The sequence below is a fragment of the Pseudomonas sp. CAM1A genome (assembly GCF_047501685.1).
In the GTDB taxonomy this organism is placed as follows: Bacteria; Pseudomonadota; Gammaproteobacteria; order Pseudomonadales; family Pseudomonadaceae; genus Aquipseudomonas.
Genome location: NZ_JBFNXP010000010.1, coordinates 109204 through 130960 on the forward strand (window position 1 = coordinate 109204; position 21757 = coordinate 130960).

Below are 21757 nucleotides of genomic sequence, written 5' to 3' on the forward strand. Positions count from 1 at the left end.
GAATGCGACCATGCACCACAGCGAACCGCCCTACCACCGGCAACAAATCCTGCGCAGCCTGCCGGGCTGGACCAGACACCTGCACCGCCACCACGTCAGTCGATTGCTGCAGCGCGCCCACCGCGAACACGTCCAGCAGGACGGGCAACCCACCCCCTGGTTCGCCCAGGCCTGCGCTGACCGGCAGGCCGAGTTGCGCCAGGCCATCAAGCGGCGCACAACGAGCCACCAGGCACTGGCCAAGGCATTGCAGGGTCTACGCGGCATTACCGAGTTCTGCGAACCGCTGCTGCAGGCACGGCTGGGCATCCAGGTGGCGCTGACACAGGCCCAGTTCAGGCATCAGCCGTTCACGTCGAGCCTGGGCGGCGCATTCCCCGACCCGGACGCGTCCCATCATGCCCCTCGCACACCGGTCGCGACCGAGGAACCCGCCGGCACTGCCAGTCTCACCAGCCTGCTCGAAGCGGCCCTGCACAATTTCGAAGGCGTGGCCGATGCCGGCCCTTTCAGCGCCCTGCAAGTCAGTGCCGACGACAGCAGCGCACTACCCGGCCTGAGCGCCACTGCGTTTGTCACCCATTGCCGTCTACTCGACCTGGGTCGACGCTATCAGGAGCACCTGCAGGATATCTACGGCGGTCAGCGTGAAACACTGTTGCGCGCCCTGTGGAGCCAGGTCCGACGCGATGAGCTGACAGTCCAGGCATTGATCGCGCGAATGCGCGGACACCTGACAGACGACGGCCTCCAGGCCCTGCAACAGCTCTGTAGCACGGACTCGACGCCCTGCTATCGAGGCGCACCGGCCAAGGTAGCGGTCTTGCGCATGCTGGATATCCAGTTGCACAATCTGTTGCTGCTGACATCCAGCAGCCAGTCCACGCCGAACTGCATCGCCTACCTGCCTTTCGACGACGGGCAACCGGTGCAGGAGTTCAACAACCGCCTGGCCTTCGGCAGGTACCTGCGCCGTCGCTTGCTGGAGCCCGCCTACCGCGAACGCTTCCTGGAGCATGTCGCCCTGAAGGACCGCCCGCGAATGGCGAGCAAGCTCAGGGCCAGGCTGTTCGAAGCCACCGCAGGCGGCGCTAGCCCAGTGGAAACACCGTCTCCCGCCTTCGGCGAAACCGAACCCGGCACACATCCCTGGCAAGGGTTGCCGGCCACCTCCTCGCGACAGGAGCAGGATTCGCCCCGTCCCGCCCGCTTTCCAGCACTGGCGATCCACGAGGTCGCGGTCGACTTCCCGGTATGGCCCAAGCTGTTCAATGACCATGTCCAGCGCCTGCATGAGGACGCCCGCTGCATTGCGGTACCAACGGCGGACATCGATGCCAAGGCCCGCCGTGAGCGCCTGGCGTTGTGGGGCGAGCGTGGCCTGACCCTGCTTGGCGTGGCGGCCATGTTCATCCCCGGCCTGGACGTCGCCATGCTGGCCGTGGGCGCGGGCCAGGTCATGGCCAGCATTTTCCACGGCTTCGAAGCCTGGTCCGAAGGTGACAACGCCGAAGCGGTGAACCAGGTCGAGTCGCTGCTGATCAACCTGGGCAGCGTGGCCGCCATTGCCGGTGTTGCCAAGCTGGCCAACGCCTCCGGCTTCATTGACGGGATGCAAAGCGTCTGTCTGGATGGCAAGGAGCTGCTCTGGCACCCCCAGCTAGAGCAGTACCGAAGCCCGGTCGAGTTGCCGGCTGACCTGCAGCCGGACGAGCGAGGCATCTTCCATCATGACGACCGGCACTTCCTCGACCTGGACAATACGCGCCACGAGATCCGCCAAGATCCCGAGGGACACTGGCGTGTGGTTCATCCGGCCGACACACGGGCCTATCAGCCACGGCTGCACGGCAACGACAGCGGGGCCTGGCGCATGGCGCACGAGCGGCCCCAGGACTGGGGGCGGGTCAAGCTGATGCGAAGGCTAGGCCCGCTTGCCAGCGGTTTGACCGATGAGGAGTTGATTGCGTTACTCGATAGCACCGGCCTGGAGCGCGGAGTGCTCGAGCAGATGCACGTTGATGGCAAACACCCTCCCGCGCTGCTCGAGGACGCCCTGCGTCGCATCAAGGCCGACAGCCCCCATCTCGATCCATCCGCGCCAGCTTCCGCTGCGGCGCTGACGCTCGGGCGCGCGTTCCCCCGCCTGCCCAGTCAGGCACTGGAAGAACTGGCGGGCGCGGCCAACGGCGCCGAACGGCGGGCCCTGAACAGTGGACGGGTGCCTCTGCGAGTGGCCGAAGAGGCGCGGCTGATGCAGGCCCGATGCCGACTGGACCGGGCGATTCTGGGCTTGTACCGCCCCAGCCTGGCCAATGACGACAGCCGGCTCATCAGCGACAGCCTGTTGGCCGCACACCCACAATGGACGGCCGAACAGCGTTATCACGCCGCTGTGGCCAACCGCCCGGCGACAGCACGCCTGCTCGGCCAGCAACCCGTACAGCCGGGCTGGCGCTCGCCCTTGCGCCTGAGCGAAGGGCGTTACGGCTATCCGCTGAGCCCCGGTATATTCGCCTCGCGGGCAGAGCGCGAGCTGCATGCCCTGTACCCTGGGCTGAATGGTCGTGAGATCCGCCAATTACTGGCCACCCTACGTGTCCGGGGAAGTGCGACCGAGCAGATACAGGCACTGCGCACCCAGCTGTCCGCGCTACGCGAACAGCTTCACGCCTGGGCGACCAGAGGCGTCCACGACTGGGGTGAAGAAGTCGGTGCCTATTACACCAGAACCGCCGACCTGCTCGTCCGGGCCTGGCAACGCCTGGACGGCGACATGCTGAGCCTTGCCGATGTCGCCCTCGACGCCCTGCCGCCCCTCACGGCACGCTTCGACCACATCACCACGCTGTCGCTGGAGAATCTCAACATGATCGAGATGCCTGCCGACTTTCTGCAGGCCTTCCCTTCACTCAGGCGCGTCGATGTACGAAGCAGTCCCCAGTTGAGCACCAGCTCGGTCCTGCAGGCGTTGCGCAATGCCCCGCAGTTGCGGGAACTGCACCTGAGCGGCACACACCTTGGCGAGCTACCCGCCGTTGCCCATGAAGTGCTCCCCACTCTGCAGGACCTGCGTAGCCTGGAAATGCCCCATCACCGGCTGACGCTCACCTTGCATGACCTGCGAATGCTCGGCGGCCTGCCGCTGGAAACCCTGGACCTTCGAGCCAATCGTATTGCGCTGGACGCCGACACAGCGGATACGTTCGGTTCGATGCGAACCCTGCGCCACCTGCTCCTGAGCAACAATCCCCTCGCCATCAGCCCCAACCTGGCCGGCCTGGACAACCTCGCCACCTTGCGCCTGGACAACAGCCAACTGCGCCTGTGGCCCACTGGCTTGAGCGGCCTGATGCAGCGCAATCCCTGCATGTTGCGGGAGGTGGACCTGAGCATGAACAGCATCGAACAGGTGCCGGAGCTGCCCACGCTCTTGTCATCGCCCTATCTGGGCGAACTGTTGGCCAGGCGTGCGCAGTACCGCTGGCGGTTCAACTACAACCCGTTGGACGAGGCCACCCGCGAAAGCCTGCAGATTGTCGGTGCTTCGGTCGCACAACGTATAGAAGGCATCGACGCCACAGCGCCAACGCCGCGAATCGACTGGTTGCGAAACGCCAACCCGCAACAGCGGGCAACCTGGGAAGCGCTGTTCGACGCGGAAGGCAATACCAGTCTGCGCCAGGTTGTCGAACAGGCCGGCATGTCGGCCAGTGCCCGTCGCCAGCCCCAAGCATTTGCCCGTCAAGTATGGACACTCCTCGAGCGCGCAAGCGCCAGTACCCGACTGCGCACGCGCCTGGACGAAGTGGCCGGCGAGTTCCCGGTGAGTTGTGGCGATGCCGGTGCCGATGGTTTCGGCACCTTGCAGATCGAAGTAATGGCCTACGATGAAGCCGCAGGCATGGAGGTAACCACGCCACCGCTGTTCCAGTTCTTCCGGCGCCTGTTCCGCCGCGACCAGGTGAACAGGCTGGCCCAGGAGGTGTTCAACGCCCGCGTGGCCCGGCGCGATGCCCTGCGCGCACTGGATGCCTGGGCCGCCCGGCCGCTGGCCGAGCGCGGCGTCAGGCCCCTGCTGCCGGAGCTGCATCGTGTAGACACATTGTCGGACGACGTACTGCACAATGGCCTCGGTGAAGGCCTGGACCTGATCGAGATCCGCCTCGCCTTGCGCAGCGGACTGGCCAGCCGCCTGGACTTCCCCGAACCTCAGCAGGCCATGTTGTATCGGCACACTGCTGAAATCTCATGGAGGACCGAAGAAGCGGTGTTCGAAGAGGTCGATGCCCGGGACGAGGACGCCGAGGCGCGCCGCCAGTGGATCGCCCGACAACCGGGCTGGCGGCGCCTGCTGCGCCGGGAGAACAGTGCCCGTTTCGCGGCGCTCAGAAAACGCTGGGACATCGGCATGAACTACCTCGATGGCAACGACCTCGATGGCCCACTCGAGCCGCCGGTGATCGAAGCGCTGACCCAGGCCCTGGGCCGCAGCCCGCTGGCCGAGGATGGCCAGCCCCTGCGCGAGGCTATCGCCAGCGACGGCTACGTCGCGGGCATGAACCGCATGGCGTTGGGCCTGGAACAGGACGAAGACGCCCTCTACCTGCGCCTGACCCGCCGCCGCGACCCCAACAGCTGAGCCTACTGGCCGCGCAGGTCTTCGAAGAAGGCCTGCCGCCCCTGCACCTGGCTCGACGCACGCGGCTGTGCGGCAGCCTCGCCGCTGGCTCTTTCCACGTGCCAGTAGCAATGCCGGACCGCCCGCGTCACCGCCACGTAGACCAGGCGCTGCACCTCTTCCTTCTGCGCCGTGTCGAACGCCTGGGCGTCCCCCGGCTTGCCCAGGCCGGCCAGGCGATACGCCTGGTTCTTGTAGGGCGAGCTGGTCAGGTACTGGCAATCGCCGAGCATGAACACCGCGTCAGCCTGCAGCCCCTTGGCGCTGTGATAGGTGAGCTGGCGTAGCCGGCGCTGGTCAGGTGGCAAGCTAGAATCAGCTTTAACTATTGGTGACAAATACTGATCTATCAACAACTTATCGCTAGTCTTTCGAAACAGCATCATAACCGTTTCACCCCGTTGATAATGCTCGATCACGGTTTCGGCCAGCGCCGCCTCGTCCCGGTCGAAAACCTTCACCGGCGACAGCGGCAGCTCAGCCGCCAGCCCGCTGGCCCTGGCTTTCTTGCCGGTGATGGCGGGGGTGCCTTTGACCAGGTGCTCGGCGGCCTCGATGATGTGTTGCTGGCTGCGGTAGTTCTCCACCAGCATCACCCGCGTGTTGGCCGGCGACGGAAAGGCCTTGCTGAACTCCATGAAGTATTTCGGCGAACTGCCGCGCCAACCGTAGATCGACTGCCAGTCGTCGCCCACGCACATCAGCGATGAGTGTTGCGCCACTCGCCCGCTGTGCATGGCCGGCCCACGCCGGCGGATTTCGGCGAGGCAGGCACGCAGCCAGCTGACGATCTGCGGCGAGACGTCCTGGAACTCGTCGATCATCAGGTGCGCCAGTGGGCGCAGCAAGGGATCGGGCAGCAACGCGAGATTCTCCGGGTTGTTCTCGCCGAACAGGGCAAACATGCGGTTGTAGGTCATCACCGGCGGCGACTGCGTCAGCAGGTGGGCTTCCAGCGCCTTCCAGAACAGCGCGAGGGCCTCGAAGAATGCCGCGTCGCTGTCGCCGGAGGGGAAACTCATGGCGGCCACGGCGCTGTTGACGTCCAGGCCGAGGTTCTCGATGAAGCTCGCAGCGCTGACGAAAGCGTCGAGCAACGGCGCCGGGGCCAGCTCGCCCTTGACCTTGTACTCGAAGCCTGGGCCGGCTACAGCATCACCCGCCAAGGACGTGGCAAGTCGCTTTGCTGAGGCATAATTATCTAGCCATATCAAAGGCTTATCACAGAAAGCCTGAAATAGGGTGCGCTTTACCGCCCATTCCGCGCGCACCGCGAGCTTGGCGCCCGGGCGCTGGTACTGGGCGCTTTCGGACGGGTCGAAGCCCAGCACCACCCAGGCGTCCAGCCCTTCCAGGCGGCCATGCACATGAAAACGGCTGCCGCGGATCTGCACCGTGTCCCGGCAGGGTTCGATACCCTTGATCGGCCAGGCACCGGCGGCGAACCACAGGTCCTCGATCACATCGCTCAGTTCCTCGTCGCGCTGGGCGGCCAGCTGGGTTACCTGCACGCGCTTCTGCACATCCGGGTGGTCCGGGTCCAGCGGCTTGAGCAGCAGCGCCTCCTGGCGCAACGCGCCGACAAGCTGGGCGAAACGCGGGCTCTGGCCCAGCAGGTCGCTGTAGCACTGGTTGAGGTGCTGGCGCTGGGCATCGTTCAGGCGCAGGTCAAACGGGTTACTGTCAGCGTTCGCTTCGCCCCCTGCGGGCATCTCGTTGCCCAGTGTCTCGAACGCCCGCACCTGGGCAAAGCCCGGCAGGCTGCGCACCAACGGCAGGATGCGCGAATGGAATGTACGCACCAGCTCCCGACCCTGGGCAGGCGACAGTTCAAGCTGCCACAGGGCGAACACCTGCAGCAGGCGCCGGATGAAATCACGGCGCGACTCGCGGGTGAAGGTCACCACGGTCAGGGCATCGAGCTCGAAGCCCAGGTAGTGACGCAGCAACAGGATGCGCAGCACCAGCGAGGTCGACTTGCCGGCACCGGCACCGGCCACCACGCAGGTCGAGGGTGTGTCGCTGAAGATCAGCTTCCATTGCGCGGCGCTCGGTTGCGCTTCGGCAGGCAGGCGCCTGGCGACATCAGCCTTGAAGCGCTTTTTCAGCTCGGCGGTCAACGGCAGGCGCCAGTCATCGAACAGGTTGTCGTCCTGCCCCGGCACACCGGCATGCTCCGGGCGTGTATCGCGAATCACCAGGACCTGGCGCCCGGCCTCGAAACCAGCGACCCGGCCCTGCTCGTAGCCCTCACGCAAGCCATCGGCATGGCCGTTGCGCTGCCCCGTGGCGTGGCCGAGGAACCAGGAGTCGCGGTGCTGCGCCTGCAGGCGCGACAAGCCTCGGCCCAACAGACGGGCGGCCAGGCGGCGCAGCCAGGGCAATTGGGCGGGAGGGGTCAGGTCGGCCGGGGCCCGGGGATGCTCGTGCGGCACGGTCACTCCATTGAAAATCAGAACAGCCGGCATGTTCGCCTCATCCGCGTAAAAGTGCCAGCGAATGCTTATGGATCATGGGATTAGGCGATGAACCGCATGCGGAGTCGCATAATTAAATATCGTATTTATAGATGGTAACGAGCCGATATTTACGCTTTTTATCGATACTTAACACGCACATCATGGCCTCATTCCAGCGAATCAGAGGAGCACCACCATGCTGCAACTGCGACCCTTCGAAAGCCTTGGCCACGCCAACCACGGCTGGCTCGACGCCCATCATCATTTCTCCTTCGCCGAGTACCATGAACCGGCACGCATGCACTGGGGCAACCTGCGTGTGTGGAACGACGACCTGATCGCCGCCGGTGCAGGCTTTCCACCGCACCCGCACCGTGACATGGAGATCATCACCTACGTTCGCGAAGGCGCCATCACCCATCAGGACAGCCTGGGCAACAAGGGCCGTACCGAGGCCGGCGACGTGCAGGTCATGAGCGCTGGCAGTGGCATCGTCCACAGCGAGTACAACCTGGAGAAGGTCGACACGCGGATCTTCCAGATCTGGATCATCCCGGAAAACGTCGGTGACGCGCCCTCCTGGGGTACCCGCCCGTTCCCCAAGGGTGAACGTGGCGAAGGCTTCGTGACCCTGGCCAGCGGCCGCGAAGGCGATGACGACAGCCTGCGCATCCGCACCGACGCCCGCCTGGTAGCCGCGACCCTGCGCGCCGGTGAAAGCGCCGAGTACCGCCTCGATGAGGGGCGCCGCGGCTACCTGGTGCCGGCCAAGGGGCGGATCGAGGTGAACGGCTTGCAGGCCAATGCCCGCGATGGCGTGGCGATCGAGCAAGAGACGCTGCTCAAGGTGACAGCGTTGGAAGACAGCGAGATCGTGCTGGTCGATGTGGCCTGATCGGCTTGCCGACGCATGGCGATATCGCACTTTTTCGCGTTTGTACGCTCTATGCATGGCCAGGTCCCGCCGATCCCCGGTGGGACCGACTTTTCCAACCGGTGCCGATGGCCGTACGAAGACGTCTTCCTTTTCCTCGCCAACTGCTGCTGGCCGGCAGCCTGGCCTGCCTGGTCGCCTGCACCCAGCAGCAGGGCCGCGACATGCTCACCCAGTTTGGCAACGGCAAGCCCGACGAGCTGTTTCAGACCAGTGTCGACCGCATGGCCACCCTGGCCATGCGCGACAACCTGCAAAGCCTGTACCTGTTGATGAACAAGCTGTACCTGCGCAACCCCAACCAGTGGCGGCAATCGGGTTACCTCGACGCCACCACGGCGGCGCGGCAGATCCGCATCGCCATCGAACAGCGCCAGCCCCTGGCGCAGTTGGGCGAGCGCCGCGACCTGGCGGCCTTGAGCTACGCCCTGAGCCCGGAGTTTCGCGGCGACCGGGTGGGCGCGTTCATCTATGCCATCGGCAGCATGCTGGTCACCGCCCACGGCGGGCGCACCGAGTTCTACATGACCGACACCCTCGACCCGTTGTTCATCCACAACGCCGCGCGCAACATCGAAAAAGCCACCTGGATGCTCGGCCAGCGCCAGGATGCCAATGGCGTGCTCCTGCTGTTTTCCAACGAAATCTCAGAGCAAGGCAGCAACCTCAGCTTCGCCGTGGAGTTCGGCAAGGTCGTCGCCCGCCTCGACCTGCTGGCGCAGATGCTTGACGAGCGTTATCGGCGCATCGGCCTGAATTACGCGCAAAGCCTGTTGTTGATGAATTTCCTGCCGGTGCAATGAGCCACCAACAGTGCGCGGCTGCGCCGATCTAGTGTGGTGTTTTGCAAATACGACCAATAAATCGCGAGCGTTTTTTGCGCTCAGGCAAGGCGTCGCGACGAGTCGTAGCCCAGCTACGGCGAGGAGCGACAACGCCGCATGAGCGCAAAAAGCGCCGCGAGTTATGGTCGTTATTTGTGAAACACCACACTAGCAACCCCGCCGCCGTTTCAGCTGCTGCTTCAACACCCGCAACGGCGGCGCATAGAAGAACCCGAACGACACGCTGCCCTGGCGGCCCTGCACCGCATGGTGCAGGCGATGGGCCCGGTACAGACGCTTGAGGTAGCGGTTGACCGGCTTCGGCGCCCGCGGCCAATGGCGGTGGAAGAATCCGTCATGGGCCAGCACGTAGGCCAGCCCATAGCCCGCCACGCCGCCACCGACCCATTGCAGCGGCGCGTGCCCGGCCTTGCCCAGCATCACCAGGGCAGCGGCGATCAGCCCGAGCGCCAGCAGGTAGAGGTCGTTGGTTTCCAGCATGCCCAGCTGCGGTTCATGGTGCGAGCGGTGCAGCCACCAGCCCCAGCCGTGCATGACGTACTTGTGGGCCAGCGTGCCGACGCCCTCCATGGCCACCAGGGTGCCGAACAGCACGGCGAGATTGAACAACATGTATCGGTCCGGGGGGTTGGCAACGAAAGGCGCAAGCGTACCATTGCCGTCAGGTCATTCAGAGGGATTTTCCATGAAGGATGTACACGCCTCGGCCAGCACTGGCTACACCCGCCAGTCGAACAACTACGAGCAAGGTCGTCCGGACTACCCCGTCGCCTTGCAGGACTGGTTACGCGACACCCTGGGCATCGGCGCCGATACCCCGGTGCTCGACCTGGGCGCTGGCACCGGCAAGTTCACCCGCTTGCTCAGCGCACTGGCACCGCGCCTGACAGCAGTGGAACCGGTGGCCGCCATGCGCGCTCGCTTGCACGAACGGCTGCCCGACATCCCCGTGCTCGAGGGCACCGCACAGCACATCCCGCTGGCCGAGGCCAGCCAGCAGGTGCTGGTCTGTGCCCAGGCCTTCCACTGGTTCGCCGATGCCGCCGCCCTGGAGGAGATGCACCGGGTGCTGGCCCCCGGCGGCCGCCTGGGACTGATCTGGAACGTGCGCGACGAGACAGTGGACTGGGTGGCGCGGATCACCGACATCATCACCCCCTACGAGGGCGACACGCCACGTTTCCACACCGGGCGCTGGCGCGAAGCCTTCACCGGCAGCCGCTTCAGCACCCCGCAGCTGACCACCCTGCCCCATGTCCATGAGGGTGACCCACAGACCGTGATCCTCGAACGCCTGCGCTCGGTGAGCTTCATCGCCGCCCTGCCCCAAGCCGAACAAGACAAGGTGATGGACCAGTTGCAAGCCCTGATCGACAACCATCCTGACCTCCGGGGCCGTGAGCGCATCGCCTTCCCTTACCGCACCCAGGCCTACGTCTGCCAGCGCCTGCCGTAACAGGATTGTCATGATTCATGCCTTGACCCCACGCGGGTCGAGGCGTATGGTCCGCCGCGCATTCAAGCATCCCTCACCCAGGAGACCCCTGCATTGGACAGTAGCCCCAGTCGATTGCGACAGGCCCACACGGCGAGCTAGTCCGGCAGCGTTCCTGCCACTGTCTCGCCGTACACGGTAGACGGTGGTTTCATTCGGCCCTCCCTGGCTGAACATTCCTCCTCTTCTCCCAGCCCTGCCACCCGGCATGGCGCGTGGTCCTGCGCATTCCTCGTTTGCAATCGCGCCGTCAAGTCGGCGCCCATGCGGGCCATCGCCCGCAGAACGGAGTTCGCTATGGATTGGAAAATCTTCCTGCTGCGCGTCAGCGTGGCCCTGCTGCTCGGTGCCCTGATCGGCGCCGAGCGTCAACTGCGCCAGCGCCTGACAGGCCTGCGCACCAACGCCCTGGTCAGCACCGGCGCCTGCCTGTTCGTGCTGATGACCCAGGCCGTGCCGGGCATGGCGCCCACCGATGCCTCGCGCATCGCCGCCTATGTGGTGTCGGGCATCGGCTTTCTCGGCGGCGGCGTGATCATGCGCGACGGCTTCAACGTACGTGGCCTGAACACCGCCGCCACCCTCTGGTGCACTGCCGCGGTCGGCGTGCTGTGCAGCCTCGGGCTGTTGCTGGAGGCGTCACTGGGCAGCCTGGTGGTGTTGTGCGCCAACATCCTGCTGCGCGATCTCGCCCAGCGCCTCGACCGCCAGGACGTGCTGCCGGCCAGCGAAGTCGAGCAGCGCTACGAGGTGCGCATCGTCTGCCGCGCCGAGGACGAGATCCAGGTGCGCAGCCTGATGCTGCACAGCCTCAGCGACCCGGGCCTGCGCCTGCAGTCGCTGCACAGCGAGGACCTGGCCGACCCGGCGCGCCTGGAAGTACGTGCCGAACTGCTCGGTACACCACAGGCGCCGACCCAACTGGAGCGCCTGGTCGGCCGGGTAAGCCTGGAGAAAGGCGTCAGTTCGGTGCGCTGGCAGTTGCAGGCGCAGGGGCTGCCCTCTGATTAGACGTCGTCACGCACGTGCCGCTCGCGCAGCTCCTGGCGCTCCTTGGCCTCGACGCACAGGGTGGCAGTAGGTCGCAGCAGCAGGCGGCGCAGACCGATCGGCTCACCGGTTTCCTCGCACCAGCCGTAATCACCGCGGGCCAGACGCTCCAGCGCCTGGTCGATCTTGTCCAGCAGCTTCTTTTCCCGCTCCAGCGAGCGCAGTTGCCAGTGGCGCTCTTCTTCGGCGCTGCCGATGTCGGCGAGGTCGCTGTGCACCTCCTGCTCACGCAGGGCGCGGAACTCCTGTTCGATACGGCCCTGCAGCTCACCGCGCTGGGCCAGCAGCAGGTTACGGAAGAATTGCCGCTGCGGTTCGTTCATGTAGGCGGCGGCGGGTTGTTGCAACAGTTGCTCTTCAGTCATGGCAAGGTTCCGAAATGCTCGGCGCGCGTCGCGCCCCTTTCGCTGGCAAGCCAGCTCTCACAGGGGCTGCGCAGCGGCCCCTGGCTCAATCAACGGTCGAACATCAAGGGCAAGCCCTGGCATGGGTCACGCACCTGGCCCTGGTGCCAGGCCAGTTGCCCCGACACCACCGTGCTACGTACCACATGGTGAAAGGCGCGCTGCTGGAACGGCGTCCAGCCGCAGCGCGCCAGGATCGGGTCGTCCGCCACGGCCCGTGGCCTGGCCAGGCGCTCGACGATGGCGAAGTCCGCCCAGTACCCCTCACGCAGGAAACCGCGTTCGCGAATGGCGAACAGCTCGGCCACCGCGTGGCTGGTCTTGGTCACCACCTGGGCCATGCTCAGCACCCCTTCGCTGACCAGCTCCAGCGCCGCCGGCAGGGCATGCTGCACCAGTGGCAGGCCCGCTGGGGCACGGCTGTAGACCTGCTGTTTCTCCGCCAGGGTATGCGGCGCATGGTCGGTACCGATCACATCGATGCGGTCGCGGGCCAGGGCCTTGCGCAGGGCGTCGCGGTCGGTGCCGGTCTTGATCGCCGGGTTGCACTTGATCAGGTGGCCGAGGCTGGCGTAGTCGCTGTCGTCGAACAGCAGGTGGTGCAGGCACACCTCGGCGGTGATGCGCTTGCCGCTCACCGGGCCGGGCGTGAACAACGCCAGCTCGCGCACTGTGGTCAGGTGCAGCACATGCAGGCGCGTGCCGAAGCGCCGGGCCAGTTCCACGGCCAGGCTCGAGGAGCGGTAGCAGGCATCGGCATCGCGGATCAGCGGGTGCGCGGCCGGGGGGATGAACTCGCCGTGGCGCGCCCGCCACCAAGCCTCGTTCTGCAGGATGCTCGGCGTGTGCTCGCAATGGGCCAGGACGATGGTCGGTGCATAGACGAAGAGTTTTTCCAGCACCTGCGGATCGTCCACCAGCATGTCGCCGGTGGAAGCGCCCATGAACACCTTGATCCCGGCCACTTCGCAGGGGTCGAGGGCGGCGATGGTGTCGAGGTTGTCGCGGCTAACGCCGAAATGAAAGCCATAGTTGGCCCGTGAGCCCGCCGCCGCCCGGCGCTTCTTGTCGGCCAGCGCCTCCAGGGTCAACGTCGGCGGGTTGGTGTTGGGCATGTCCATGTAGCTGGTGATGCCCCCCGCCACCGCTGCCCGCGATTCGCTGGCGATACTGCCCTTGTGCGGCGCGCCCGGCTCACGGAAATGCACCTGGTCGTCGATCATCCCCGGCAGCAGCCAGGCGCCCTCGGCGTCGATCTCCAGTGCCGCCCGGGCGTTGTCGAGGCTGCCGCCGATCCGTTCTATGCGTCCATGACGCACCAGCAGATCGGCTTCGAATTCACGTCCCTCGTTGACCAGCCGCGCATTGCGCACCAATAGCGTGTCCATGCTCAGAACTCGTTCTGCAAGGCCTTGTAGCCCTGGACCAGGTCGATATTGGTGCGTGCCACGTCCTCGGAGAACTCCGAGGCCGACACGCTGACCGGCGGATAGCGCTCCAGGTCGGTATGCGGGCCGATGTGTTCGGTGGGCGGCACGTAGAAGCGCGGCGGCAGGTCGCGGCCATCGACCACCGAGTTGTGCCGCACCACGCTGCCATCACCGACCTTGCAGTTGAACAGCACGCTGTTGAAGCCGATGAACACCCGGTCGCCGACTTCGCACGGACCGTGGACGATGGAGCGATGGGCGATCGAGCTGTACTGGCCGATGCGCACCGCCGCGCCGGACTTGGAATGGATCACCACGCCATCCTGGATATTGGAGTTGGCGCCGATGACGATCGGCTGCATGTCGCCGCTGGCGTCCACCTCGTCGGCACGGATTACCGCATAGGGGCCAACGAACACGTTGTCGTGGATGATCACCTTGCCGCAGATGATGGCGGTGTGGTCGATATAGGCCGATTCGGCGATTTGCGGAAGATGGCCGGAGGGGTTTCTGCGGATCACGGTGAGGGTCCTGCCTGGGAGGAAGAGTGCAAATGTTACGTTATAACAATTACATTGCAACACCTTCCCGCCTCGATCTGGCAAACTCCACCTCCCTGCGCAACGACGCCACGCCCACAGGTCTTGCCCCCACCATGCTTGTCCGCCCCACCCGCATCGAGGATGTCCCCTTGCTCCTGGCCCTGGAACGCTCCGCCGCCCAGGCATTCCGACAGTTGCCGCACCTCGCCTGGCTGGCCGACAGCGACGTGATGGAGCAAGCCGAACACCTGGCATTCGTGAGCGAAGGTTGCAGCTGGGTGGCCGTGGATGACCAGGACCAGGCACTGGGCTTTCTCTGCGCCAGCGTTGCCGACGACGCCTTGCATATCCATGAGCTGTCGGTGCGGCAAGAGGCCCAGGGCCAAGGCCTGGGCCGGCGCCTGCTGGATCAGGCGCGGGATGCCGCGCGCCTCAAGGGCCTGGCCTGGCTGACCCTGACCACCTTCGACGGTGTACCCTGGAATGCCCCGTTCTATCAGCGCTACGGCTTCGAACGTCTGGCGGCGCGACAGCTGGATCAACGCCTGCAGGCCATCATCTGCGGCGAGCTGGCCCACGGCCTGAGCGATCGCTGTGCCATGCGCTTGGGCATTCCCTGCCGCCCCAGGTGATGTCAATTTGATAATGCCCGGCAGTCGACAGGCGCTTGGAAGTCCAGCTCAGACTGGCTGAGCGCAAGCCCGAAGCCCCTGCCCCGGTCCAGGCAGGCATCAGAACCGCTGCGCCACCATCTTGAACGGATACGGCTGCGCCTTGTACTTGCCGATCTTGCCGCGCTTGGGCAGCTCCACCTTGTGTTCCTTGCCGAGGTCCTTGTAAGGGATCTGCTGCAACAGGTGGCTGATGATGTTCAGCCGTGCCTTGCGCTTGTCTTCCGAGCGCGCCATGTACCAGGGCGCCCAGGACGAATCGGAGGCGGCGAACATGTCGTCGCGGGCGCGGGTGTAGTCGTCCCAGCGGTTGTAGGACTTGACGTCCATCGGCGACAGCTTCCACAGCTTGCGCCCGTCACTGATGCGGTCCTGCAGACGGCGGGTCTGCTCCTCGGCACTGACCTCGAGCCAGTACTTGATGAGGATGATCCCCGACTCGACCATCATCCGCTCGAACATCGGCACCACGGTGAGGAACTTGTGGGCCTGCTCGTCGCTGCAGAAGCCCATCACCCGCTCCACGCCGGCGCGGTTGTACCAACTGCGATCGAAGATCACCACCTCACCGGCCGCCGGCAGGTGGGTCAGGTAGCGCTGGGCGTACATCTGGGTCTTCTCGCGCTCGGTGGGCGCCGGCAGCGCGACCACGCGGAACACCCGCGGGCTGACGCGCTCGGTGATGGCCTTGATGGTGCCGCCCTTGCCCGCGCCGTCGCGGCCTTCGAAGACGATGCACACCTTCAGGCCCTTCTCCACCACCCACTGCTGGAGCTTGACCAGCTCCACATGCAGGCGCTTGAGTTCCGCCTCATAGGTCTTGCGTCCAAGCTTCTCGTCGACTTCATCCTTGCGCTTGCCCTTGGCCATCGCCTGCTCCTCTCTGCCTGCTTCAGGTCGCCCCGACGGCGCCGGGGCGGAACCAGCAGAGTATGGCTGAACAGCCACCATTTGCCGGTTGGCCGCCGGTCGTTGCCAGGGGCAGGCTTTGCCAAACAGCGCACAGCACGGGCGATATGTCGTCGTGCCACGATTGCGGCCGCTCTGGCGCGCGGGTTCTAATCCTGGCCTGCGCTCCACCCAGCAATTGGCAATACAAGGAAGCCTTACAATGGACAGGAAGATCATACCGCTGGCGCTGCTGGCGACCCTGGTCGGCTGCTCGGACAACCAGCAGCCCCGTGAAGCCGACCTGCGCCAGGCTGCCCAAGCCTACCTCGACAGCCAATACCCGCACTGTTTCGTGATCAGCGCCTTCCCCACCCGCACCCGTGACTTCGATGTCGAAGGGACCAACCAGGCGCTGCATGCCCTGGCCCGGGTCGGCGTGGTCAGCGAACGGGAGGTTGCCCGTACCGAAGTCCCTGAGCGCCTGTGGCAACCGGCACGCACCGACATCTACTACGCCTACGACCTCACCGACGAGGGCCGCCGCTACTACAAGGCCGATGCAAGGCACAAGGCGAACGGCGCCAGCACCGGCGGGCTGTGCTTCGGCAAGGCCCAGGTCACTGCCATCAACAGCGTCGGCAAGCCTACCGAACACGACGGGCGCAAGCAGGCGCAGGTGAGCTACAGCTACCAGGTCAACGAACTGCCGACCTGGGCCAGTGACGCGGCGGTCCAGGCCGGTATCGCCGGCCTCGGCCAGGCGGCCGCCAGTACCGCCAAGCCGCTGGAGGAAACCCGCGCCATGGTTCTCACGCCCCAGGGATGGGTACACGAGAAACTGCTGGCCAACTGATCAGGGTGTTAATCCTGGGAAAATCCGCGCACGCCATCCTTGCCTCAACCCGGCCGCCTGGCGGCCGTTTTCAAGGCAATCGATGGAGACCCCAGTGATGAAAACCCTAACCTGTGCACTCGCCCTGCTGGCAACGATCTCGGCCACCTCGGCCTTTGCCGAAGGCGGCGCCGACCGCCTCAAGGAACGCAGCGACCAATGGGCGCTGCAACGCCAGCAGGCCGAGCAGATCGCCAAGGGTGACGCCAAATCACCCGCCCAGCAGCAAGCCCAGCAGAGCCAAGACAGCGCCAACACACCCTCCAGCTGATAGGCCCCTTGGGCATTTTTGTTCAATACCCGCGCCACAGCCTCGGGCAGGATAGCCGCACTACCCTCGCCACAAGGAAACGCCCGATGAGCCTGACACTGTCCATGGCGGCCTTCGCCCTGGCCGCCTCCATCTCCCCCGGCCCGGTCAACATCGTCGCCCTCGGCAGCGGCGCGCGCCACGGCCTGCGGGCCAGCATCGGGCATGCGGCCGGCGCCACCCTGGGCTTCTGTCTGCTGCTGGTGCTGGTGGGGCTGGGCGTGCATGAGCTGCTGCTGCGCTGGCCGTTGCTAGGGCAGCTGTTGCATTGGGGTGGGGTGCTGTTCCTGCTGTACATGGCCTGGAAGCTGGCCAGCGACGACGGCGCGCTGGGCGCCGAGGATGGCAAGCGGGCGCCAAGCGCCTGGCACGGCGCGGCCATGCAGTGGCTGAGCCCCAAGGCCTGGCTGGCGGCCGTGGCCGGCATCGGCGCCTATACCGGCGGCGAGCAGCAGCTGTTGTGGCTGTTCACCTGGATCTACGGGCCGATCTGTTTCCTGTCAGTGGCCAGCTGGGCCTGGGCCGGCAGCGTGATCCGCCAGTACCTGGCCGAGCCATGGCGGATGCGTCTGCTCAATCGGGTGCTGGCGGGGTTGCTGGTGGCGAGCGCGTTGTACCTGATGGTATGAGGTTCCGGCCCTATCGCGGGGCAAGCCCCCTGCCACGTGCTATTCAGCCATTGCGATAGTGCCCCGGCGTGGTTGCCAGGTGTCGCTTGAAGGCCCGCTGCAGATGCGCCTGGTCGGCGAACCCCGCCTCCAACGCCACCTCGGCGATGGCCCTGCCTGCGCGCAACTGCGCCCGGGCATGCTGCACCCGCTGGTCGAGCAGGTAGGCGTGCGGCGATAGCCCGAAGCGCTTGCCGAATGCGCGGGTCAGGTAGGCCCGTGACAAACCTGCCGCAGCGCAGATGTCCTCCAGTGTCAGCGGATCCAGACGGTGGGTGCGAATGAACGCGGCGGCCATCTCCAGGCGTGGCTGCGACTGCGGTTGACGTGCCGCGCCGCCCTCGAGATAACCGGGCAGCTCTGCGAAAAACGTCGCCAGCCGCTCGGCCTTGTCCAGCGCCTCGCTGTCGAGCAGCCCGGCGAACAGCTCGAGCAACCGCCCGTACAGCACAGTCGACGTGCTCAATGTCGCTGCCGGCAGTTCGAACCCTCGGGCCTGCAACCACGGCAAATCAACGAACAGCATCAGGTAGGACCAAGGCTCGCCCTGGATCGGGTTGCAGGTGTGCACCACCCCTGGGTTCATGAGCACCGTGGTCCCCACGGCCACCTCATGCCGTGCATCTCCGGTCAGGTAGGTGCTGCGCCCGCCGGTGATCACGCCGATGGAAAAGCTCGCGTGGGAATGCGCGGTGTAGCACACCTGGCGGCCATCCCCGACCAGACGGGCCTCGACGAAGGGCAATGCCGGATCACGCCAGAACCGCGAGACCTCGATCATCGCCCCGCCCTCACCCTTCGCCGCCCTGCACCACCACCAGCAACTGCGCCTGGCACTCGCCGACCGAACGCAGGCGGTGCGGGGTCTGGGCATTGAAATGCAGGGCGTCGCCGGCCTCCAGCAGCACCCGCTCGCTCATGAAGTCGACCTCCACCTGCCCCTCGTGGACGAACAGGAACTCCTCGCCCTCGTGTTCCTTGAAGGTCGGGTCGCTGAACTCGGTCGGCGGCTGGATCAGAAACGGCAACAAGCTGCGCTGGCCAACCTGCGAAGTCAGCACCGCATACCCTGGCCCCTCGCCACCGCCCACCAGCGCCTGGCGCTCGCCGCGGCGCACCAGGCTGTAGCGCGCCTGGCCGTCATGCTCGCCGTCGAACAGTTCCTCGACATTGACGTTCAACGCCCGCGCCAGCTTCAGCGCCGCAGCGATCGACGGCGTGTTGAGGCCACGCTCGACCTTGGACAGGTAGCTCTTGGTCATGCCGGACTTCTCGGCCAGCTGCTCAAGGGTGATGCCCAGTTTCTTTCTCAGCAGTTTCAGTCGGATAGACATGTGAAGCGGGTTTCCCGAACAAACGCACTTGCGCATGACACTTTGTGTCATATATGATTATTTGTGTCATCTGATGGTTCGCCCCCTCACCGTCCAAAGCTCGGGGGCGAGCCAGCCCTGACATCCGTCATCACGCCACAGAGGAAAGATCCCCATGGCCAATACCCTTACCCTCAGCAAAGACCAGCTGGTGCAAAAGGCACTGACACAGATGCAAGGCTCGCTTGCCGATAATACGTGGACTGTGCGCGAAAAGCTGGCCCTGACCTGCCGAATTCTCTTCGATAACGGCCACGACTCGGGCCTGGCCGGGCAAATCAGCGCCCGTGGCCCGCAACCGGGCACCTTCTACACCCAGCAACTGGGCCTGGGTTTCGACGAGATCACCGCCGGCAACCTGCTGCTGGTCAACGAAGACCTCGAAGTGTTGGAAGGCGAAGGCATGCCCAACCCGGCCAACCGCTTCCACAGCTGGGTGTACCGCGCCCGCCCAGACGTCAACTGCATCATCCACACCCACCCCACCCACGTCGCCGCGCTGTCGATGCTGGAGGTGCCGCTGCAGGTCTCGCACATGGACCTGTGCCCGCTGTACGAAGACTGCGCGTTCCTCGAAGCCTGGCCGGGCGTGCCGGTGGGCAACGAGGAAGGCGAGATCATCAGCGCCGCCCTGGGCGACAAGCGCGCCATTCTGCTCTCGCACCATGGCCAGCTGTCCACCGGCACCAGCATCGAGCAGGCCTGCGTCTACGCCCAGCTGATCGAGCGCGCCGCGCGCCTGCAGTTGCTGGCGATGGCCGCCGGCACCATCAAGCCGATCACCCCGGAGCTGGGCCGCGACGCCCACGACTGGATCGACCGGCCCAAGCGCCACGGCGCCGCCTTCAACTATTACGCCCGGCAGGCCCTGCGCAGCCACGCCGATTGCCTGAACTGATCCCTTTACGCCTTGCTTGCGGAGCCTTGCACAATGACTAATCAATTCCACGGCATCATCGGCTACACCATCACCCCGTTCAGCGCCGACGGCGAACAGCTCGACCTGCCCGCGCTGGGGCAGTCCATCGACCGCCTGATCGCAGGTGGCGCCCACGCCATCGCCCCGCTGGGCAGCACCGGCGAAGGTGCCTACCTGAACGACAACGAATGGCAGCAGGTTGCCCAGTACAGCCTGGAGCGCATCGCCAAGCGCGTGCCGAGCATCGTCAGTGTCTCCGACCTGACCACCGCCGGCGCCGTGCGCCGCGCCCGCTTCGCCCAGCAGCACGGCGCCGACGCGGTGATGGTGCTGCCGGCAGCCTACTGGAAGCTCAGCGAAGCCGAGATCGTCCAGCACTACCGCGCCATCGGCGCGGCCATCGACATCCCGATCATGCTCTACAACAACCCTGCCACCAGCGGCATCGACATGCCGGTGGAGCTGATCCTGCGTATCGTGCGCGAGGTGGACAACGTGACCATGGTCAAGGAGAGCACCGGCGATATCCAGCGCATGCACAAGCTGCAGTTGCTCGGTGAAGGCCAGGTACCGTTCTACAACGGCTGCAACCCGCTGGCGCTGGAGGCTTTCGTGGCCGGTGCCACAGGCTGGTGCACGGCGGCGGCCAACCTGATTCCCGAGCTGAACCTGCGGCTGTACCAGGCGGTGCAAGCCGGTGAGCTGGAGCAGGCCAAGGCGCTGTTCTACCGCCAGTTGCCGTTGCTCGACTTCATTCTCAAGGGCGGCTTGCCGGCGACCATCAAGGCGGGCCTTGAGATGACCGGGTTACCGGTAGGCGAACCACGGCGGCCGGTGTTCGGGCTGGATGCCCAGGGCCGCGACCAGCTGAAGGCGCTGCTCGACGCTTTGCGTCAGGGCTGATGTAACCAATGCATCTGTGGGAGTTCGCTCCCACAGGCCATCTGCACGCTTGAGAACTCAACCTAGGCCAAGTGCCGCCGGCACATCTGTCACGCCAAGCCCTGCAGGAGCGGCCTTGTGTCGCGAAAGGGGTGCGAAGCGCCCCCAGGATTCGTGCATCAAGCTGATATCGCCGGGGCTGCTGCGCAGCCCTTTCGCGACACAAGGCCGCTCCTACAGAGCAAGGTGTAAGGCCTTAGGCTACGAGCCTTGCATCATCCATCAGCGCTGAATTGGCCTGGGGCAAGGGCTGGAAGGCGATAAAAGCGTGCTTCGGAAATGAACCACAGGGAACAAGGAACTTCGGACTCACTGAGCCCAATACTGGCTATCGAAACCAGGAAAATTCAACCGATGCATTGCACCCATCGCCGTTGTCACTCCTGCTCTTCCAGCGAGTTGTCCACGTACATCAACACGCACTTGCCTCCATCCTTCACAACCAGGCTGATCGGCTTGCTGGTCTCCCCACTGTCCAGCGACAGCTCGACCAGCAGTTGCTGATTCTCGAAAGACTGCAGCTCTCGGATCAGTTGTTCAATGGTTTTCCCGCGGTTTTCCCAGTCAATGCGCTCTGTCATTTGATCGCCTGTTCATTTCAGTGCTCATGTTGAAAACAAGCTCAGGTCACAACGCGTTTAGCCTAATCAGCCCGTGCCTGGGAACGTCATTCACGACAGTTTTCCTCGGGTGCAGTGCTCCCTTGCACAGGCACCGGCAAGGTCTGTTCGACCTGCGCCAGGCGCACCAGCTTGCGCACTTCGAACACACACCGCCACTGCCCTGTGCCCTTGCTGTTCCACGGTGTGTCGATACCCACCGTCACCTCGTACTGCTGCCCCGCCTCCAGTCGATAGACCTTGCTCTGTTCCGGGCAGCTGACCGAGCTGATACTGCTGTCAGCGGCGACAGACCGGTTGCTGGAGAACATGAACGGCACCGACGCAGGGACGCGATACTCCGTGACCACGGGCTGGTAAGGCCCGGCTGACGCCTGCCGAACACCACTGATGGCCGGTAGCGGCGGCATGACAGGGGGCGACATGCCAACCGAAGCGCTCTGCCTGGGAAACGCCGGATAAGCCAGGCTGACCTCACCGAAACCACGGCCCGCCATGGCCATCAGGTGCCTCACCTTGGGTACGCACGAACCTGCGAGGGCGTCGCCATGCACATCGGTATTGGTGGTTACACGTACCAACGCCATGTCGGCAGGTATACCCGCATCGCTATATGGGACAGAAGTAAAAC

General features: G+C 65.2%; 21 protein-coding genes. 11 read left to right on the forward strand and 10 right to left on the reverse strand.

From position 1 onward, the window contains the following. Window positions 1-10: 10 nt before the first annotated feature. On the forward strand, window positions 11-4642 hold the full coding sequence (locus tag ABZO33_RS21490) for an NEL-type E3 ubiquitin ligase domain-containing protein (protein WP_414537686.1): 4632 nt from the start codon (window positions 11-13) through the stop codon (window positions 4640-4642). A gap of 2 nt (window positions 4643-4644) precedes the next feature. On the opposite strand, the gene ABZO33_RS21495 is transcribed toward ABZO33_RS21490, so the two are convergent. Then, the gene (locus ABZO33_RS21495) at window positions 4645-7149 is read right to left on the reverse strand and encodes a UvrD-helicase domain-containing protein (RefSeq protein WP_414537687.1); all 2505 of its coding nucleotides are present in this window, start codon (window positions 7147-7149) and stop codon (window positions 4645-4647) included. A 187-nt stretch (window positions 7150-7336) separates the two neighbouring features. Between ABZO33_RS21495 and ABZO33_RS21500 the strand changes: the two genes are divergently transcribed. Together ABZO33_RS21500 and ABZO33_RS21505 are read left to right on the forward strand one after the other, a co-directional pair. Beyond that, entirely contained in the window at window positions 7337-8035 is a 699-nt protein-coding gene (locus ABZO33_RS21500; protein ID WP_414537688.1) for a pirin family protein, read from the forward strand. Window positions 8036-8142: 107 nt separating this feature from the next. Continuing rightward, window positions 8143-8877 carry a hypothetical protein gene (locus ABZO33_RS21505; protein ID WP_414537689.1) on the forward strand — a complete coding sequence of 245 codons (735 nt, stop codon included), beginning with the start codon at window positions 8143-8145 and terminating at the stop codon, window positions 8875-8877. Window positions 8878-9066: 189 nt separating this feature from the next. Here ABZO33_RS21505 and ABZO33_RS21510 read toward each other — a convergent pair whose 3' ends face one another. After that, window positions 9067-9531, reverse strand: coding sequence for a sterol desaturase family protein (locus ABZO33_RS21510; protein ID WP_414537690.1), 465 nt, complete (start codon window positions 9529-9531; stop codon window positions 9067-9069). A 73-nt stretch (window positions 9532-9604) separates the two neighbouring features. Here ABZO33_RS21510 and ABZO33_RS21515 point away from each other — a divergent pair, with 73 nt between their 5' ends. Both ABZO33_RS21515 and ABZO33_RS21520 read left to right on the forward strand, forming a co-directional pair. Beyond that, entirely contained in the window at window positions 9605-10375 is a 771-nt protein-coding gene (locus ABZO33_RS21515; protein WP_414537691.1) for a class I SAM-dependent methyltransferase, read from the forward strand. 336 nt (window positions 10376-10711) lie between these two features. Further along, on the forward strand, window positions 10712-11425 hold the full coding sequence (locus ABZO33_RS21520; protein ID WP_414537692.1) for an MgtC/SapB family protein: 714 nt from the start codon (window positions 10712-10714) through the stop codon (window positions 11423-11425). Here the strand turns inward: ABZO33_RS21520 and dksA are convergent. From dksA to ABZO33_RS21535, 3 genes are all read right to left on the reverse strand, one after another. Further along, on the reverse strand, window positions 11422-11829 hold the full coding sequence (gene dksA, locus ABZO33_RS21525) for an RNA polymerase-binding protein DksA (RefSeq protein WP_023633185.1): 408 nt from the start codon (window positions 11827-11829) through the stop codon (window positions 11422-11424). The two genes, ABZO33_RS21520 and dksA, sit on opposite strands and share 4 nt — an antisense overlap. Window positions 11830-11918: 89 nt before the next feature. Continuing rightward, the gene (locus tag ABZO33_RS21530; protein ID WP_414537693.1) at window positions 11919-13256 is read right to left on the reverse strand and encodes a dihydroorotase; all 1338 of its coding nucleotides are present in this window, start codon (window positions 13254-13256) and stop codon (window positions 11919-11921) included. A gap of 2 nt (window positions 13257-13258) precedes the next feature. Further along, on the reverse strand, window positions 13259-13819 hold the full coding sequence (locus tag ABZO33_RS21535; RefSeq protein ID WP_046855480.1) for a carbonate dehydratase: 561 nt from the start codon (window positions 13817-13819) through the stop codon (window positions 13259-13261). 134 nt (window positions 13820-13953) lie between these two features. On the opposite strand from ABZO33_RS21535, the gene ABZO33_RS21540 reads away from it, so the two are divergent. After that, window positions 13954-14472 carry a GNAT family N-acetyltransferase gene (locus ABZO33_RS21540; protein ID WP_414537694.1) on the forward strand — a complete coding sequence of 173 codons (519 nt, stop codon included), beginning with the start codon at window positions 13954-13956 and terminating at the stop codon, window positions 14470-14472. Window positions 14473-14571: 99 nt separating this feature from the next. On the opposite strand, the gene ppk2 is transcribed toward ABZO33_RS21540, so the two are convergent. Further along, complete coding sequence (gene ppk2, locus ABZO33_RS21545) at window positions 14572-15381, reverse strand: polyphosphate kinase 2 (protein WP_414537695.1); 810 nt, start codon at window positions 15379-15381, stop codon at window positions 14572-14574. Between the two features lie 241 nt (window positions 15382-15622). On the opposite strand from ppk2, the gene ABZO33_RS21550 reads away from it, so the two are divergent. The 3 genes from ABZO33_RS21550 (at window position 15623) to ABZO33_RS21560 (ending at window position 17233) form a co-directional block, all read left to right on the forward strand. Further along, window positions 15623-16255, forward strand: a complete 633-nt coding sequence (locus tag ABZO33_RS21550) for a hypothetical protein (RefSeq protein WP_414537696.1) — start codon at window positions 15623-15625, stop codon at window positions 16253-16255. Between the two features lie 97 nt (window positions 16256-16352). Further along, complete coding sequence (locus ABZO33_RS21555; RefSeq protein ID WP_414537697.1) at window positions 16353-16565, forward strand: hypothetical protein; 213 nt, start codon at window positions 16353-16355, stop codon at window positions 16563-16565. Between the two features lie 86 nt (window positions 16566-16651). Further along, window positions 16652-17233 (forward strand): LysE family translocator, encoded by a 582-nt coding sequence (locus tag ABZO33_RS21560; RefSeq protein ID WP_414537698.1) that lies wholly within the window; start codon window positions 16652-16654, stop codon window positions 17231-17233. Between the two features lie 43 nt (window positions 17234-17276). Here ABZO33_RS21560 and ABZO33_RS21565 read toward each other — a convergent pair whose 3' ends face one another. After that, on the reverse strand, window positions 17277-18053 hold the full coding sequence (locus ABZO33_RS21565; RefSeq protein WP_414537699.1) for an AraC family transcriptional regulator: 777 nt from the start codon (window positions 18051-18053) through the stop codon (window positions 17277-17279). Between the two features lie 10 nt (window positions 18054-18063). After that, window positions 18064-18606 (reverse strand): helix-turn-helix domain-containing protein, encoded by a 543-nt coding sequence (locus ABZO33_RS21570; RefSeq protein WP_414537700.1) that lies wholly within the window; start codon window positions 18604-18606, stop codon window positions 18064-18066. Between the two features lie 154 nt (window positions 18607-18760). Here ABZO33_RS21570 and ABZO33_RS21575 point away from each other — a divergent pair, with 154 nt between their 5' ends. Then, window positions 18761-19543: an aldolase gene (locus tag ABZO33_RS21575; protein WP_198755041.1), complete on the forward strand. Its 783-nt coding sequence runs from the start codon at window positions 18761-18763 to the stop codon at window positions 19541-19543. 33 nt (window positions 19544-19576) lie between these two features. After that, on the forward strand, window positions 19577-20467 hold the full coding sequence (locus tag ABZO33_RS21580) for a dihydrodipicolinate synthase family protein (RefSeq protein ID WP_414537701.1): 891 nt from the start codon (window positions 19577-19579) through the stop codon (window positions 20465-20467). Window positions 20468-20883: 416 nt separating this feature from the next. Here the strand turns inward: ABZO33_RS21580 and ABZO33_RS21585 are convergent, their stop codons facing one another. Both ABZO33_RS21585 and ABZO33_RS21590 read right to left on the reverse strand, forming a co-directional pair. Next, window positions 20884-21087, reverse strand: coding sequence for a hypothetical protein (locus ABZO33_RS21585; protein WP_414537702.1), 204 nt, complete (start codon window positions 21085-21087; stop codon window positions 20884-20886). 86 nt (window positions 21088-21173) lie between these two features. Next, window positions 21174-21713 carry a hypothetical protein gene (locus ABZO33_RS21590; RefSeq protein ID WP_414537703.1) on the reverse strand — a complete coding sequence of 180 codons (540 nt, stop codon included), beginning with the start codon at window positions 21711-21713 and terminating at the stop codon, window positions 21174-21176. Between the last annotated feature and the right edge of the window lie 44 nt (window positions 21714-21757).